We start from the raw sequence: 15,825 nt of genomic DNA, 5'->3' as shown, positions 1-15,825 counted from the left end.
TCACGGCGACGGCCCCTTGAGAAAAACCGTCGCCAGCGGCGGCAGTGTCAGCGCCAAGGAGAACGGCCTGCCGTGGGCCGGCACGGATTCACTCGAAACCGCGCCGTTGACGAGGCCGGAGCCGCCATATTCCCGCGCATCTGTCGTGACCCGCTCGATCCACACGCCGTCCTGCGGCACGCCGATCCTGTAGCCGTAACGCGGCACCGGCGTGAAATTCGACAGGATAAGGACGGATGAAGAGCGGTCACTGGCAAAACGGAGCATGCCCAGAACGGAATTGACGGCGTCATCGGCGGTCGCCCATTCGAAGCCCTCGGGGTGAAAATCGCCGAACTGCAATGCCGGCTCGTCGCCGTAAAACGCGTTCAGATCCCTCACCAGGCGCTGAATGCCGACATGCGCAGGCCGGTCCAGTACGTCCCAGCTCACCGATGCATCGTGGTTCCATTCGCCCGGCTGGGCGACTTCGCTTCCCATGAACAACAGCTTCTTGCCGGGATGGCCCCACATGAAGGCGAGATAGCTGCGCAGATTGGCGAATTTCTGCCATTCGTCTCCCGGCATTTTCGCCAGCAGCGAGCCTTTTCCGTAAACCACCTCGTCATGGGAAATCGGCAGGATGAAACGCTCGGAATAGGCATAGATCATGCCGAAGGTCATCGTGCCGTGGTGATAGCTCCGGTAGACGGGATCCTTCTCGATATAACTCAGGCTGTCGTGCATCCAGCCCATGTTCCATTTGATATCGAAGCCGAGCCCACCCTCCTGCGGCGGCTTTGTCACACCCGGCCAGGCCGTCGATTCCTCGGCGATGGTCATGGCATGCGGGCAACGCTCGTGAACGATACTGTTGAGGTGCTTGAAGAATTCCACCGCCTCCAGATTCTCGCGCCCGCCATACCGGTTGGGGATCCATTCGCCCTCGTTGCGGCTATAGTCGCGATAGAGCATCGAGGCGACGGCATCGACGCGCAAGCCGTCGACATGGTAGCGCTCGAGCCATTCGAGCGCGCTGGCGATCAGGAAACCTTTCACCTCGTTGCGGCCGAGATTGTAGATCAGCGTGTTCCAGTCACGGTGAAAACCCTCCCGGGGATCCTCGTGCTCGTAGAGCGCGCTGCCGTCGAAGCGGGCAAGACCCCAGACATCCGTGGGAAAATGGGCCGGCACCCAATCGAGGATGACACCTATGCCGGCGCCATGACACCGGTCGACGAAATAGGCGAAATCCTCGGGCGTTCCGTATCGGCCTGTCGGGGCAAACAGCCCGAGCGGCTGGTAGCCCCAGGAGCCGCCGAACGGATGCTCCATGATCGGCAGCAATTCGATATGGGTAAATCCCATGTCCCGGACATAGGGAACCAGCCGCTGGCTGAGTTCGGCCCAATCGAGATAGCTATTGCCGTCCTGCCGGTCGCGAAGCCAGGAGCCGGCGTGCACCTCGTAGACCGAGATCGCACCATCGAGCCGCGCTTGCCGGTCGCGGCCTTTCATCCAACCGTCATCGGTCCAGCGAAACGGCGTCGACGAGGCGACGATCGAGGCGGTGGACGGGGCGGCTTCGCTGGCGCGCGCCACTGGATCGGCCTTTTGCGGCAGGCAGTTGCCATGTGCGTCGACGATCTCGAATTTATATCGTTCGCCTGGCGCCAACCGGGGAACGAACAGCTCCCAGACGCCCGCCGATTGCCTCAGCCGCATCGGATTGCGCCGCCCGTCCCAGGCGTTGAAATCGCCGACCACCGAGACGCGGCGGGCATTCGGCGCCCAGACGGCGAAACGAACGCCTGCGATACCGTCGATCGACATCGCCACCGCGCCGAGCGTCCGGCTCAGGCTGTAATGGGTGCCTTCGGATATCAGGTGGAGGTCGAGTTCTCCGAGCAGAAGACCGAAGCTATAGGGATCCTCGGTGACCTGCTCGCCATCGGGCCATTGGATCCTCAGCCTGTAGCTCATTCTCGAAGCCGTCGCGGCGGCAAACAGGCCGGAAGGATGAGCGATGCTGAAAGGCGTCACCACCCTGCCGCTGTCCGCATCGATGAGATCGACCGCGTCGGCGCCCGGCAGGTAGACGCGCACCACCGTCATGCCGCCGGCCTCGTGCGGACCAAGGATGGAGAAGGGATCGCCATGGCGTCCCTCGATCAGAGCCCAGAGCGCATCGTGTCCGATGCCTGAAAGAAGTTCCGAGCGTTCAACATTCATGCATTGACCCCCGCTAAGCGCGATACGATTTCGGTAAGGCCGGCGAGCGGGATCGGCAGCCACTTCGGCCTGTTGCGGGCTTCATAGGCGATTTCGTAGGCGGCCTTTTCGAGAAGAAAGGCGTCGAGAACCCGCCTGCGTTGTTCCGCCGGCATGGCAAGCGGCTTCGACGCGGAGACTGCCTGCCAGTAGGCATCGAGGAAGGCCGCCTCGGCACTGCGCCCGAACCGGGCGATAGCATCGCGGCGTACCTCGTTCTCATGTTCGGTGACCGCGTCATTCTCGAGCTGGGCGGTGGCGACGAGATAGCTCAGAGACCGCAGCAGCCCGGCGACATCGCGCAGCGGAACCGTTTTGGCGCGTCGCTCTGCGAGATTTTTCGCGGGCTCGCCTTCGAAGTCGATGATGACGGCATCGCCCTCGCTGACCAGAATCTGGCCGAGATGGAAATCGCCATGGGTGCGCGTCATCAGCGTGCCGCGGGCGCTTTCCGCCAGCCGCCCAGCCAGCTCGACGAGTTCGGCGCGGCGCTCTACAAGCGAAGCGGCGAGCAGATGGATCGCGGGATCGGCATCCTCCTCGCGTTCGGCAAGCTTCGACATGGCAAAGGCGACCTCGCCCGCCACGGCCCTCTTGATCGCCTCCACCTCATCGTCGCCGGCGACGACAGAGCTGAAGGCCGCATCCGCGGTTTCCCCGGCGAGCACGACATGCAATTCGCCCAGTCGCATGCCAACCATCGCGACGAAGCTGATCAGCGACCGGAAGACGTCGTCGCCAGGTTCGACCGCCGGATCGGCCAGCACCAGTTCGTCGGCAGCGCGGCGCAGATTGTTGAGCATCCAGTTCCAGGCGTCGCCCTGATTGCGGATCGCGCCCTGGACGATGATCAAGGTCGAGCGGCGCCCGCCGGAATCGGTGTGCGCGACTTCGCCGAGCAGCGGCGCCGTGTGGTCGTAGCCGGCCCGGGTCAGAAACCGCGTCATCTCCACCTCGGGGTGGATGCCGGGGAAAATGTGCCGGATCAGCTTGATCATGGCGACGTCGCCGACGATCAGCGAACTGTTGGATTGCTCGGCCGACAGCCAGTGGACTGGCATGTCGTCGGTGATCTGCAGCCGGTCGAGCCGTTCGGTGCCGAGAAATTCCAGCGTGCCGGTGCGCCCGGTGATGCGCGAGCGGTCGGCGAGCCCGCGCAGGATGCCGCGCGCCATCGGCTCGACGGCGAAACCATCCGTCAGGAAACCGACCCGCCTGCCCTGTCGAACCCGCCCGAGCGCTAGCTGCTGGGTCAGCGCCGACGGCTGGGCATCGTCCCAGGCGACCGTCAGCGGCAACTGGTAGGATTCGGTATGGTCAGGCAGCACCACCTCCAATTCGCCGAGAACGACACCGTCGACAAAGGGGATCGGCGTGGCCGAGATTAGCCTCGCCGCCTGCAGCGGCTGGTCCTTCGCCCCGAACCATCGCCGCCGGGAGAGATAGGCGGGCAGGATTTCGTTACTGAGGACGCGCATATGCGCGGGCTCGTCGACGAGATCGAGCAGGCCGCGGCGGATGACCATCGTCACCAGGTCGGGCAGTTGTTCGGGCGGCGCCGTGCGCCATGCCGGCGGATCCGCATCGGCCTGCAGCTGGAACCAGAAGAAACCATAGGGCGGCAATGTCAGGAGATAGGTGAGCTGCCCGATCGGCGGAAAGGGCGACATGCCGGTCAGCTCTATCGGCACGCGGCCCTCGAAGGCCGACAGGTCCAGCTCAACCGCCTGGGGCAGGCGCGAGAGATTGGCGACGCACATCAGCGTCTCGCCTTCATATTCCCGGAGATAAGCGAGGATCTTGCGGTTCTCGGGCGAGAGAAATCGAAGCGAGCCGCGTCCGAAAGCCGGGTGGCGGCCACGCAACGCCAGCATCTTGCGCGTCCAGTTGAGCAGCGAATGCGCATCGGTGCTCTGCGCTTCGACGTTGACGGCCTCGAAGCCGTAAAGCGGATCGGCAATCAGCGGCAGCACGAGGCGGGCCGGGTCGGTGCGGGAGAAGCCACCATTGCGGTCCGGCGACCACTGCATCGGTGTGCGCACCCCGTCCCGGTCGCCGAGATAGATATTGTCGCCCATGCCGATCTCGTCGCCATAATAGATGACGGGCGTTCCCGGCATGGAGAGAAGAAGCGCGTTCATCAGCTCGATGCGGCGGCGATCGCGCTCCATCAGCGGCGCCAGGCGCCGCCTGATGCCGAGGTTGATGCGAGCCCGCTTATCGGACGCATAGGTTTCCCAGAGATAGTCGCGCTCCGCATCCGTCACCATTTCCAGTGTCAGCTCGTCGTGATTGCGAAGGAATATCGCCCACTGGCAATTCTCCGGAATCTCGGGCGTCTGGCGCAGAATATCGGTGATCGGAAACCGATCCTCCTTGGCGATCGCCATATACATGCGCGGCATCAGCGGGAAGTGGAAGGCCATGTGGCATTCGTCGCCGTCGCCGAAATATTCGCGCGTGTCCTCCGGCCACTGATTGGCCTCGGCGAGCAGCATCACGCCGGGATGGGTCGCGTCGAGGGCGGCGCGGATGCGCTTGAGGATCCCATGGGTTTCCGGCAGGTTTTCGTTGATCGTCCCCTCGCGCTCGACGAGATAGGGGATCGCGTCGAGACGGAAACCGTCGATGCCGGTTTCCAGCCAGAAGCGCATCACCTTCAGCAGTTCCTCCATGACGAGCGGGCTGTCGAAATTCAGGTCCGGCTGGTGGGAATAGAAGCGGTGCCAGTAATAGGCGCCGGCCACCGCGTCCCATGTCCAGTTGGATTTTTCCGTATCGAGGAAGATGATGCGCGTTTCCGGGAACTTCTGATCGGTATCCGACCAGACATAGAAGTCCCGTTCGGGTGATCCCGGAGGCGCCTGTCGGGCGCGCTGGAACCAGGGATGCTGGTCGGAAGTGTGGTTGATGACGAGTTCGATGATTACGCGGATATTGCGCTGGTGGGCGGCATCGACGAAGGCGCGGAAATCCTCCATCGTTCCGTAATCCGGACTGACATTGCCGTAGTCGGCGATGTCATAGCCGTCGTCGCGGCGTGGTGAGGGAAAGAATGGCAGCAGCCAGATGGCGTTGACGCCGAGGGCCGCGATATGATCGAGCTTGGCATGCAGGCCGGCGAAATCGCCAACGCCGTCGCCATTGGCGTCGTAGAACGACTTGATATGCAGCTGGTAGATGATCGCATCCTTGTACCAGAGCAGTGGCTCGGCGTTACCGGGGTTCATCGTATCCATTCATGCCTCCGCGGCGCGAACGCGCCAGATTGCAAAGGGCAGAATGTGAGGATTGAGAGCGACGGTCTGCCTTTTGCCAGTCCATTTGAAACGATGCCCGCCAACCAGATCCTCGGCGTCGAGCGCGCCGCCATCCCCGAGTGACCACTTCCGGAGCGGCAGCTCGACGTCGCTCTGCTGAAAATTATGAGGGTCGAGGCTGATCGCAATCAGCAGGACGTTGTCGCGGGCGCGACTTGCCTTTTCGAAGAAGAGGATGTTGTCGTTCGAGGCGGGGAGCAGCGTCAGCCCGAGATGCGAATGCAGCGCAATGTTTTCGTTCCGGATGCGGTTGAGCATCCTGATTTCGGCAATGATGTTGCCCGGCCGGTCGTAGTCCCAGACGCGAATCTCGTATTTCTCGCTGTCGGCATATTCCTTGCGCTTGGCGTCGGGCCGTCCCTCGCAAAGTTCGAAACCGTTATAAACACCCCATAATCCTGAAAGGGTGGCCGCAAGTGCGGCGCGGATGAGAAATGCCGGGCGCGGCGCGTTCTGCAGAAAATCCGGATTGATGTCGTGAGTGTTGACGAAGAAATGCGGGCGGAAGAATTCCTTCGGCGCCGTCTCGGTGAGCTCCCGCATATATTCCTCGAGCTCCCACTTGGCATTGCGCCAGGTAAAATAGGTATAGGACTGGGAGAAGCCGATCTTCGCCAGCCGGTACATGACCTTCGGCTTGGTGAAGGCTTCCGAGAGAAAGACGACGTCGGGATGGCGCGCCCTGATATCGCCGATCAGCCATTCCCAGAAGGGGAAGGGCTTGGTGTGCGGATTGTCGACGCGAAACAGCTTGACGCCCTGGTCGACCCAGAGCTGGACGATGTCCCTCAGCTCCACCCATAGGGAAGGCAAGGCATCCTTCGTGTAGAAATCGACATTGACGATATCCTCGTATTTCTTCGGTGGATTCTCGGCATATTTGATCGTGCCGTCGGGACGCCAGTCGAACCAGCCGGGATGCTCCCTGAGCCAGGGATGATCCGGCGACGCTTGGATGGCGAGATCCAGCGCAATCTCCAGCCCATGCCGGCCCGCCTCGTCGACCAGCCGGCCGAAATCCTCGAAATCGCCGAGCTCGGGATGGATGGCGTCATGTCCGCCATCTTCCGAGCCGATGGCATAGGGGCTTCCGGGATCGCCGGGTGCAGCCTTAAGGCTGTTGTTGCGGCCCTTGCGGTTGGTCGAGCCGATCGGATGAATGGGCGGGAAGTAGAGCACGTCGAAGCCCATGCCGCGAATATCGGCCAGCCTCGGGATGACGTCGTCGAAGGTGCCGTGCCGGTTGGGATCGCCGCTCTGCGAACGCGGAAAGATCTGGTACCAGCTGGCGAAGGCTGCTGCCTTGCGTTCGGCATCGACGGCGCTTGCCGTTGAGCGAAGCCGGAACGGCCGCCTGTCGGCCTTGTTCATCAGTTCGGATGTCTCGGGATCGAGCAAGATCGCCGTGCGCTCGGGATCGGAAGCCTTTTCGAGACTGTCGATCAGAGCCTGCAAGCCGGCGCCGAGCGCTGCCGGCGCCTGCGCCTTCGCGGCGCGGACGAGGTTCAGCCCCTCCTGGAGCTCCAGCTTCAGGTCGAGCCTCGCATCGTTCTTCTTGGTCAGCTCGTAGCGGAAGATCGCGAACGGATTTTTCCACGCCTCGACCGCGAATTCGTAGCGCCCCATGCGCTCAAGCAGGAATTCAGCCCGCCAGCGGTCGTTTCCGACCAGCTGCATCGGCGTCTCGTTCCACTCCGCTATGGCGTCATGCGGCCGCCAGAGCAGGGCGGCTGCGAGCGGGTCGTGACCATCGGCGAATATATCCGCCTCGACGGTGACGGTCTCGCCGACCACGCGTTTGACAGGAAAGCGTCCGTCATCAACCCGCGGCATGATGTTTTCGATGGCAAGCCGCGCCGATGCCGTCGCCTGCTCAATGTCAAGAGCGGGTCTTGAGGTGATCGGCTCCGGCGCTTTGGCTTTGATCACCCGGGTCTCGCCTGCCCGCAGACGCAGGGCCGCGCCATCGGCGATGGGAAGAAAACCGGAGGCCGCTTCGCGAAGCGCCGTCACCGGTGCCGGCGCGCTTCGCCGGAGGTCTCTGTTCAGCAGGATGAAGCGCACATCGGAGGCGCTGCGAAGATCCAGCACCTCCGATTGGACAAGCGCGGAAACCGGCCCATTAGCATTTCGGATCAGGCGAAGCGACGGCGCGCGCGCATGGCCGGCCTTGCCGATCTCTGTATTGGCGAGGCGGATTTCCGAGGAGATATCGAAGGCGAGATCGTGGCGGAACTTCCGCAGGCCCGAGCCATCGCCATGGGTTGGATCGAGCGGTGTCGCCGCGCCATATTCGAAACCCATGGGAACCATCAGGCCGCCGCCGAGCGAGGCGGCAAGGCGCAGCGCCCTGACGGCGCGCCGCTCGAGGATTTCACGGCTCTCCGTCCCATGCGCGATACGCCTGGCAAACGGCGGCTCGGGAAAGGCAACCTGCCAGCCGAGCGGCTCCTGGATACGATGCTCCTCGACGAACCATCTCTCGTCGAGATCCCACCAGGCCATCGATGAAAAACATCCGGTGAAACCTGCATCGGCGATCGCGCTTCTCACCGCAAAATCGGTGCCAGGCGTCCAGGCGAAGAATTGCGCTTCCGCCTTCTCGCGCACACCTGCGAACAGCGATTTGAAAAGCGCCGGTGTTGCCCGATCAATCCCGAGCACCCGATAGCCGGCAAGACCGGCGTCGGACAGCCGCTGCAGCCGTTCGATCCATTCTGCCGAGAGCTGCGATTGCCGCTCCGCTTCCAGCATGCTCATCGGCTCGGCCGGGTCGAGCGGCGAGCGCCGGGGATCGACGGGTCGAAAGCCCGCTTGCCGATCTTGCCTTTTTCCGTCGAGCATCAGGTCCATCATCAAGCCGACACCGCTCTTGCCGGCGGCTTCCGCCAGACGCGCCACTCCATCCTCTACCGTGCTTCCGAGCTGCAGTTGAGGATCGAGACGGTCGACGTCCTGGGAGGTGAAGACGCTGCGTTCCCCGCCCCGGTCGAACAGAGGCGCTGTCAGCACATGGTCGAAACCGGTATCCGCCGCGTGGTCGAAAACCTCGCGCCATGCATCGATGCCCTGGAGAAGCAGCGGATTGACATAATAGATCCTGGGTGGGGTGCTCACCGCACCCTGCTTCGCAGATAATAACATCGGCCGCCGCCTCGAGTTTGCTTTTCAGGCAAACTTCCTTTGGCGGAGGTTGTTCCACGCAACCCGTCAATTCACGGCTGCATCGACATCGCAAACAGCATCGAATTCGAGGCTTGCTCAATCACAGTGGCAGGTCACGCGCGCCCGATCGAGCCGGCGCACGGCGATATCCGAGGGCCTTTTGATTTGCCTGTAGAGATATTGCCGCCATGCGCTAAAAGATGGCCCGACTGTTTCGCATCCAGAACCCATCGGGCGGTTGAGAGCGCATCAATGCTTCGATCAATACTCTTCACTGCCGCCCTGTCGGCTTGCGTAACATGCCTCGCCGCCTGGAGCATCGACACCGATCGCTCGACACCAGACAAGCACGGGCTGTTCGAAATCCGCGAGGAGGCCAGGCTCTTCATCGCGCAGGAGAATGCCAAAGGGCACGAGCAGTGGAGCGTGCTGGAACCCAATGCGAAGGTGCTGGTTCCCCGCTGCGCGGTGCCGCTCCAAGCGCATTGGACGCCGAAAAGCCTCGGCCGCTCGAAACCCAGTGTGGCGGTGATATGCGCAGCCGCCGTGCCGAACGAAGTGATGAGACAGTGGGATGTGCATGTACCGGTGCGGCAGAAACCGGATTGAAGCTCTTCCATCATCATTTACAATTTACGTAATTTGCGTATTTTACACATTCTGAATGGAGGAAGGAAGATGGCCACAGCAGTGAGAGTGCCCGCGACTGTATTCTCTCGCAGCTTCGCACGATATCAGGATGAGGCGATGGCTGGAACGGTCATTGAAGTCACAAGTCATGGGCGTGTCATCGGCGGCTATCTTTCCGCGAGCGAGCTTGAACACTATAGGAGCCTGAAGCGCCGAGAGCGTGAGGTTCTCGTTGTCGGAGAGTTGGACGACGAAACTATTTCGGACATCGAAAACGCTAAATATGGCGTCGCGCCGAAGTGAAGTTCCCCGAACCCGCACCTGGCCTGGTGATCAGATACTCTTTTCTCTGGAAAGAGGATTACGACGGGGGAAAATACGAAGCCTCCAAGGACAGGCTTTGCGCGATCGTTCTTGCAGCGAAGGTGAAGGACACAGCGGCAACTCAAGTTGTTGTCATACCCATTACCCACTCCGAACCCGATCCAGCCGATGCCTCGGCATCGCTCGAAATGCCTGCCGCAGTAGCAAAATCGATTGGCCTTGATGCCGGGCGGCACTGGCTGCGACTGACTCAACTGAACCGCTTTATCTGGCCCGGCTATGACTTGCGCCCACGCCCCGATGATCCCAGTCGCGTCGATTACGGGTTCATTCCCGAGGAATTCTTCAACCAAGTCAAAGCTGCGATCATCGCCGAAAATAGGAGACGGAGCCTCTCTTTCACACCAAGGGACGAGTAATATCGACGCGCTTCAGGAGCCCAAGACATGAATCCAGCGGTGGAGTTGCACTCCCATCCCGAACTCGACGAGCGGATCGTGATCGTCTGCGCCGGAGACGAAGTCGATGCCGTATTTGTCAGGACCGAGAGGTTCAACGTCCTCATCGATACGCTCGGCACGTCCGAGCTTTGCCGGACGGCTCTGGATCTTCTTGAGGAAAGGGCCGGGGCTGGTCCGCTGATCGTCGTCAATTCGCACATGGATTGGGATCATTTCTGGGGCAATGCCGCTGTTGCCGGGCGCGCTCCCATCATCGCGCATGCCACAGCACTCGACCGTCTGCGCGATCCCGCGACTAAGCAGGTCCTGATAGACAAGGTGGGCGAGGATTCGCGGTTTGGCGATGTCGAGATCATCGGTCCCGACATCACCTTCTCCGGCTCAATGACCCTTAACGGCGGCGATCTGACGCTGGAGCTCATTCATACGCCGGGGCATACACCCGACCATATCGCCGTCTGGATCCCCGAGCTGCGCATCTGCCTCGCCGTCGACGCGGTGGAATATCCGATCCCCGAGGTCTGGAGCAGAAGCGCGGCTGATCTCCAGCTGATCCGTTCCTCGCTCCAGCGGATACGCGATCTCAACGCCAGGCTGGTCATTCCGGCACATGGCAGGACGTCGTCTCCTTCGATCGTGGATGCCAATCTCGCCTATTTCGAAGCCTTGGCCGATAGCGTCGGCGCTTTGGAGGAAGACCGGCTGAGGAACGGACAGCTCGGGAGTTTGAACGGCTTTCGGCTTGAAGACTTCGTCGCCATTCCCGAGGGAATGCCTTTGGACACGCTGGCCTTCTATCGGAACTGCCACGAGACCAATCTTGGCGCCACGGTTCAGGCCCATCTCGAAACGTTGAAATCCGCATGAATGCTGGAGGCGATAATTTGAAACCGTTGGAGGGCGGACGAACCGGGCAGATCTGGCGCGACGGCGAGACCGTCATCAGACCATCCGGCACATGGACGCCGACGGTGCATCGGTTCCTGCGCCATCTCAGGAGCGGAGGCTTTGCCGGAGCGCCCGAACCGATCGGCATCACCGACGGGAACCAGGAGGTCGTGAGCTACGTCGCCGGGCGCGTTTGCGAAGACCTCGGCGATCGCTTCGTCGGTTCCGAGCGCATGCTGGTTTCGGCCGCAAGGCTTCTCGGCGATTTTCATTCGGCGTCGCAAGGATTTCTGGAGAAAGACGCCGAGGCTCAGACATGGATGCTGGCGCCGCAAGAGCCGCGCGAGATCATATGCCACGGTGATTTTGCGCCTTACAACGTTGCCGCGGCGGATGATGCTGCGGTCGGGATCATCGATTTCGACACCGCCCATCCTGCCCCGCGCCTGTGGGACCTCGCTTATGCGGTCTATCGCTGGGCGCCCTTGTCCGATCCGGCCAATCCCGCCGTGGCGTTCGGTCTCGACGACCAATTGCGCCGGGCGGACATCTTTTGCACCGCCTATGGGGCGACGGCGGAAGAACGGCGCGAGCTTCCCGAAATGATCTGCCGGCGACTTCGGGCGCTCGTGGATTTCATGCTGGCAAGCGCAGCAGCCGGAGACGAGACATTCGCCGAGGACATCGATAACGGAGACGCCCGGCTTTATCTCGGCGACATCGACTATATCTCCAGCCATCGGGAACGGCTGCTGGAGGCCCTGCGCTGACAATCAGAGCCATTTCCTCCGTCGGAAGAAGCCGAAGAGGCACAGACAGAGGAAAGCGATGACGCCGAGCACGACGAAATAACCATACTGAAATTTCAGTTCCGGCATGTCGCTGAAATTCATCCCGTAAATGCCGGCGATCGCCGTGGGAACGGCGAGGATTGCCGCCCAGGCGGCGAGTTTGCGGGCAATCGCCGTCTGCTCCGTCTGGCCGATCATCACGCTGGCCTCGAAAGCGAAGGCGAGGACCTCGCGCAGCGCGTCGATATCTTCCTGAACCCGGCGAACGTGATCGGTCACATCGCGAAACAGCGACTGCAGCGTCGGATCCATGCCGGGAAGGTCGATGTGCTCGTATCGCCGGCAGACGTCCACCAGCGGCACCACGGCGTTTCGCAGCCGCAAGAGCTTGCGGCGCAGGAGGTAAAGCCGTTCGATGTCGGACTTTCCCAGCTGTTCGCGCAGCACCAGATCTTCGAGCTTCTCGACCTCCTCCTGCACGACCTCGATGACCGGCATGTAGTTGTCGACAATGAAATCGAGGATGGAATAGAGAATATAGTTCTCGCCGTGGGCAAGCGCAGTCGGCGTCGCCTCGCATCGCTGCCGCACCGTCAGGTAGGAAGAGGACTCGCCGTGGCGCACGGAGACGACATAGCCGCGGCCGACGAACAGATGCGTTTCGCCGAAGATGATCTCGCCATCCTTCATATGGGCGGTGCGGGCGACGATGAACATCGCGTCCCCGTAAATCTCCAACTTCGGCCGCTGATGGGGCTGCGCCGCGTCCTCGATCGCCAGCGGATGGAGATTGAACTCGGCCTGCACCTGGTGCAACAGCACTTCATCCGGCTCATGCAGGCCGATCCAGACGATGGCGTTCTCCCGGCTGCGCCATTCGCCGGCTTCTTCTATCCTGATGTCGCGAATGCGCTGCCCCTGCTGGTATACGGCCGCCGCCACCACGCCCCGTCGCTCATGCCGCGGCGACGCAGAGCCGCTGCCGGCCTGCGGCGAAACACTGTCCGGATCCTTCAACTGTTCCAAATCCTGCCGTCCTCCCTCTCCAGGAATAACCCCTCCGTGGCCGACCTCCTCGCCGATCCGCGACGTGGCGATCATAATGCCATTTCACCAAACATGCATCCGCCTTGGTGGAAGCCGATTGGACGCAGGAAGCATCATGTGTCCGTGGAGATATCGTCCCAGTCCTGATCCAGGTAGCCGATCAGCCAGTTGAGGGCATAGTGGCGTTCGTAAACGACACCCTTGTCCAATCCGGCGGGCGGTTCCTCGCCCTTCAGCCGGGCGTTCACGGCAGCCCAATCATAGCGGTAGATCAAGTCGGCGGCATCGAGCAGCTCCTTTTGCGGGCGCAGCTTAGCGCGGCGCATCAGCCCGTCCGTCCCCAGCTCCCTGAGCGTGTTCGCGATGAACGGTACGTCGCAAATATGATCGGGACGTTCGAGCTCCGGCGCAATCCCGAGCGCCCATAACAGGACGTGGACGCCTTCGTAGCGCCAGGCGAAATTCACCCGGTCCTGCTCCGACGGATTGGGGTTGTCCATGAATGCCCGTTCTTTCGGAGTGAAGAAACGTGCCGCGTTGAACTGCCGGATGAGGGTCTGGCCCATGGCGTGGTCGCCGGTCTCGCCTTTCACGGCAACGATTACAAGCGCGATGACGCGCTGAGCGACAGCCTTCGTATCGCGGCGGGTGCTGTCGCTCTCCGTCTCGATGATCGGCAGATGATCGATGGTCGGCACACCTTCCGACTGAAGCTGGGCGATAGACCGCGCTTTGCGGGCTTGCGCCTCGTCGGGGGCTTGAGAAACGGCTGACTGCACCGGAAGGATCAATGCAAGAACGACTGAAAATATGCGCTTCATCATGACTGGCTCCTATCAACTCTGACGCCCATCGATAGGCATTTTCCCGTCTGAACGTGATCATGAACACGCAAGGGGCGGCAGGTTCCCGCAAAACTGGTAAACGGCCTTGTTCCCTCCCGGAACACATCGTTAAATTTTTTTCGCTACAAAGGGATCTCATCACGCCGGTGTGACGGCGGGAGCGTTCGATGGGGACTTTAATGCGTCGTCCAAACATAAAATCGAGTTTGCTGTTGATCTTCGGCGGCATAGCCCTCCTTTTCGGTCTTGTCGCTTATCTCGCCGTCGACGGTCTTCGAAATACCAACGGCTCCACCGAGGAAATCGCGACCCGATGGCTGCCGAGCGTGCGGGCCTCGCAGGCAATCAATCTCAACATGACCAATTTGCGCCTCGCCTACCGCGATCACGTCATCGCGCAGAGCGAGGCGGAGAAGAAGACACGCGAAGAGGCGATTGCCGTTGCCGAGAATGCCATTCGCAAATCGGTGGACGCCTACATTCCGCTTGCCTCGTCCGACCACGAGCGCGAGTTGATCAAGACAATCAAGGAGAGCGTTGAAGGCTACATCGCCAGCAGCTCGCAATTGCTCGCCCTTTCGCGCGCCAACAAGACCGAGGAAGCCGGGCAATACCTTGGCGCAGGGATGCGCACCTACTCGGACAAGCTGAAGGAGGCAACGACGAGCCTCGTCGAACTGGATGTCAGCGGCAGCAACAAGGCGGCCGACCTCAGCAAGGAAACCTTCGCCTCGATCGAATTCTACCTGCTTGCCGCGATCGGATTTGCGGGATTGCTCGTTCTCGGCGCCGTCGCCTTCGTGCTGAAGAGTATCGCCAATCCGATCACCGGCATCACCGTCGCGATGCGGCGCCTGGTCGAAGGGGACACCGGCTCGGAAATTCCCTTTGCCGACCGCGCCGATGAGGTCGGCTCGATGGCTGCGGCAGTAGAGATCTTCCGCCAAGCGGCGATCACGAACAAGCGGCTGGCGCTGGAAGCCGAAGAAAACCGCAACAAAGCGGAGGCCGATCGCGTTGCCGCCCAAAAGCAGGCGGAAGAAGATGCTTCGGAGCGGCTGCGTATTGCCACCTCGGGTCTTGCCGCCGGTTTGAAGCGCCTCGCCGCGGGCGACCTCGCCTTCCAGCTCAATGAGGCCTTCGCACCCGACTTCGAGGTGCTGCGCCACGACTTCAACCAGTCGGTGACGCAACTCAGTGCGACGCTGAAAGCGATTTCCGAGAGCATCGGCACGATCGACGAAGGCACGCGCGAGATCTCCTCCGGGGCGAGCGATCTCTCCAAGCGCACAGAGCAGCAGGCGGCCTCGCTCGAAGAGACGGCCGCCGCGCTGGAACAGATCACTGCTAACGTGTCGAACTCCAGCAAACGGACCGAAGAAACGCGTGCGGTAGCCACGGAGGCAAATCGCAGCGCCGGCATTTCGGCGGAAGTCGTCTCCCACGCGGAGGAGGCGATGGAACGCATCGAGACCTCGTCGCAGCAGATTTCCAACATCATCAGCGTCATCGACGAGATCGCGTTCCAAACCAACCTTCTGGCGCTGAACGCCGGCGTGGAAGCAGCACGAGCCGGCGAAGCGGGCAAGGGCTTCGCCGTCGTCGCCCAGGAAGTGCGCGAACTCGCACAGCGCTCGGCGAGTGCTGCCAAGGAAATCAAGGGCCTGATCCAGAATTCCTCGAAAGAGGTGGAGAGCGGTGTGAAACTGGTGCGCGATACCGGTCAGGCCTTGAAGACCATCGGCGGCTTCATCACGCAGATCAACCAGCACATGGATTCGATCGCCACGTCTGCGAAAGAACAGTCGATCGGCCTCAGCGAAGTCAATGTCGCGGTCAACCAGATGGACCAGACCACGCAACAGAACGCGACGATGGTGCAGCAGTCGACGGCGGCATCAGACTCGCTCGCGCAGGAAGCCCAGAAGCTTCGCGAGCTTGTCGCCCAGTTCAGGCTCGACGATACGGCCTCCGGCCAATCCGGAGCCCTTCGTTCGACGGCGAGAACCATGGCCCAGCCCGCCGGCCGCGCAGCGATCCAAGCGGTTGCCGCGCGCCGCTGAACGTAGGTCTGCAGGAATTCTGAAGCAAAAGGCGTCCGGCC

General features: G+C 61.7%; 11 protein-coding genes. 6 read left to right on the top strand and 5 right to left on the bottom strand.

Annotated features, from left to right (window positions below; genetic code table 11):
- From glgB to AMC88_RS29015, 3 genes are read right to left on the bottom strand one after another with little or no spacing between them, the layout of a single operon-like run.
- On the bottom strand, positions 1–2,211 hold the full coding sequence (gene glgB / locus AMC88_RS29025) for a 1,4-alpha-glucan branching protein GlgB (RefSeq protein WP_064830172.1): 2,211 nt from the start codon (positions 2,209–2,211) through the stop codon (positions 1–3).
- Complete coding sequence (treS, locus tag AMC88_RS29020) at positions 2,208–5,489, bottom strand: maltose alpha-D-glucosyltransferase (protein WP_064830171.1); 3,282 nt, start codon at positions 5,487–5,489, stop codon at positions 2,208–2,210. The genes glgB and treS overlap by 4 nt, the downstream gene beginning before the upstream one ends.
- Positions 5,490–8,714 carry an alpha-1,4-glucan--maltose-1-phosphate maltosyltransferase gene (locus tag AMC88_RS29015; RefSeq protein WP_064830170.1) on the bottom strand — a complete coding sequence of 1,075 codons (3,225 nt, stop codon included), beginning with the start codon at positions 8,712–8,714 and terminating at the stop codon, positions 5,490–5,492.
- A 273-nt stretch (positions 8,715–8,987) separates the two neighbouring features.
- Between AMC88_RS29015 and AMC88_RS29010 the strand changes: the two genes are divergently transcribed.
- From AMC88_RS29010 to AMC88_RS28990, 5 genes are all read left to right on the top strand, one after another.
- Complete coding sequence (locus tag AMC88_RS29010; RefSeq protein ID WP_012489975.1) at positions 8,988–9,344, top strand: hypothetical protein; 357 nt, start codon at positions 8,988–8,990, stop codon at positions 9,342–9,344.
- A gap of 69 nt (positions 9,345–9,413) precedes the next feature.
- Positions 9,414–9,668 (top strand): hypothetical protein, encoded by a 255-nt coding sequence (locus tag AMC88_RS29005; protein ID WP_010009143.1) that lies wholly within the window; start codon positions 9,414–9,416, stop codon positions 9,666–9,668.
- Positions 9,665–10,108, top strand: a complete 444-nt coding sequence (locus AMC88_RS29000; protein ID WP_064830169.1) for a hypothetical protein — start codon at positions 9,665–9,667, stop codon at positions 10,106–10,108. The genes AMC88_RS29005 and AMC88_RS29000 overlap by 4 nt, the downstream gene beginning before the upstream one ends.
- 27 nt (positions 10,109–10,135) lie before the next feature.
- Positions 10,136–11,017 carry an MBL fold metallo-hydrolase gene (locus tag AMC88_RS28995; protein WP_064830168.1) on the top strand — a complete coding sequence of 294 codons (882 nt, stop codon included), beginning with the start codon at positions 10,136–10,138 and terminating at the stop codon, positions 11,015–11,017.
- A 17-nt stretch (positions 11,018–11,034) separates the two neighbouring features.
- Positions 11,035–11,808 carry a phosphotransferase enzyme family protein gene (locus AMC88_RS28990; protein ID WP_064830320.1) on the top strand — a complete coding sequence of 258 codons (774 nt, stop codon included), beginning with the start codon at positions 11,035–11,037 and terminating at the stop codon, positions 11,806–11,808.
- Positions 11,809–11,811: 3 nt separating this feature from the next.
- Here AMC88_RS28990 and AMC88_RS28985 read toward each other — a convergent pair whose 3' ends face one another.
- Together AMC88_RS28985 and AMC88_RS28980 are read right to left on the bottom strand one after the other, a co-directional pair.
- Entirely contained in the window at positions 11,812–12,855 is a 1,044-nt protein-coding gene (locus AMC88_RS28985; RefSeq protein WP_012489980.1) for a magnesium and cobalt transport protein CorA, read from the bottom strand.
- A 134-nt stretch (positions 12,856–12,989) separates the two neighbouring features.
- Complete coding sequence (locus AMC88_RS28980) at positions 12,990–13,700, bottom strand: DUF4272 domain-containing protein (protein ID WP_064830167.1); 711 nt, start codon at positions 13,698–13,700, stop codon at positions 12,990–12,992.
- Positions 13,701–13,900: 200 nt separating this feature from the next.
- On the opposite strand from AMC88_RS28980, the gene AMC88_RS28975 reads away from it, so the two are divergent.
- The gene (locus AMC88_RS28975; RefSeq protein WP_064830166.1) at positions 13,901–15,784 is read left to right on the top strand and encodes a methyl-accepting chemotaxis protein; all 1,884 of its coding nucleotides are present in this window, start codon (positions 13,901–13,903) and stop codon (positions 15,782–15,784) included.
- Positions 15,785–15,825 lie beyond the last annotated feature (41 nt).

Source organism: Rhizobium phaseoli, assembly GCF_001664385.1.
In the GTDB taxonomy this organism is placed as follows: domain Bacteria; phylum Pseudomonadota; class Alphaproteobacteria; order Rhizobiales; family Rhizobiaceae; genus Rhizobium; species Rhizobium phaseoli.
Note: the sequence above shows the minus strand (reverse complement) of the source record. Positions and strands in the feature narration are given on the sequence as shown.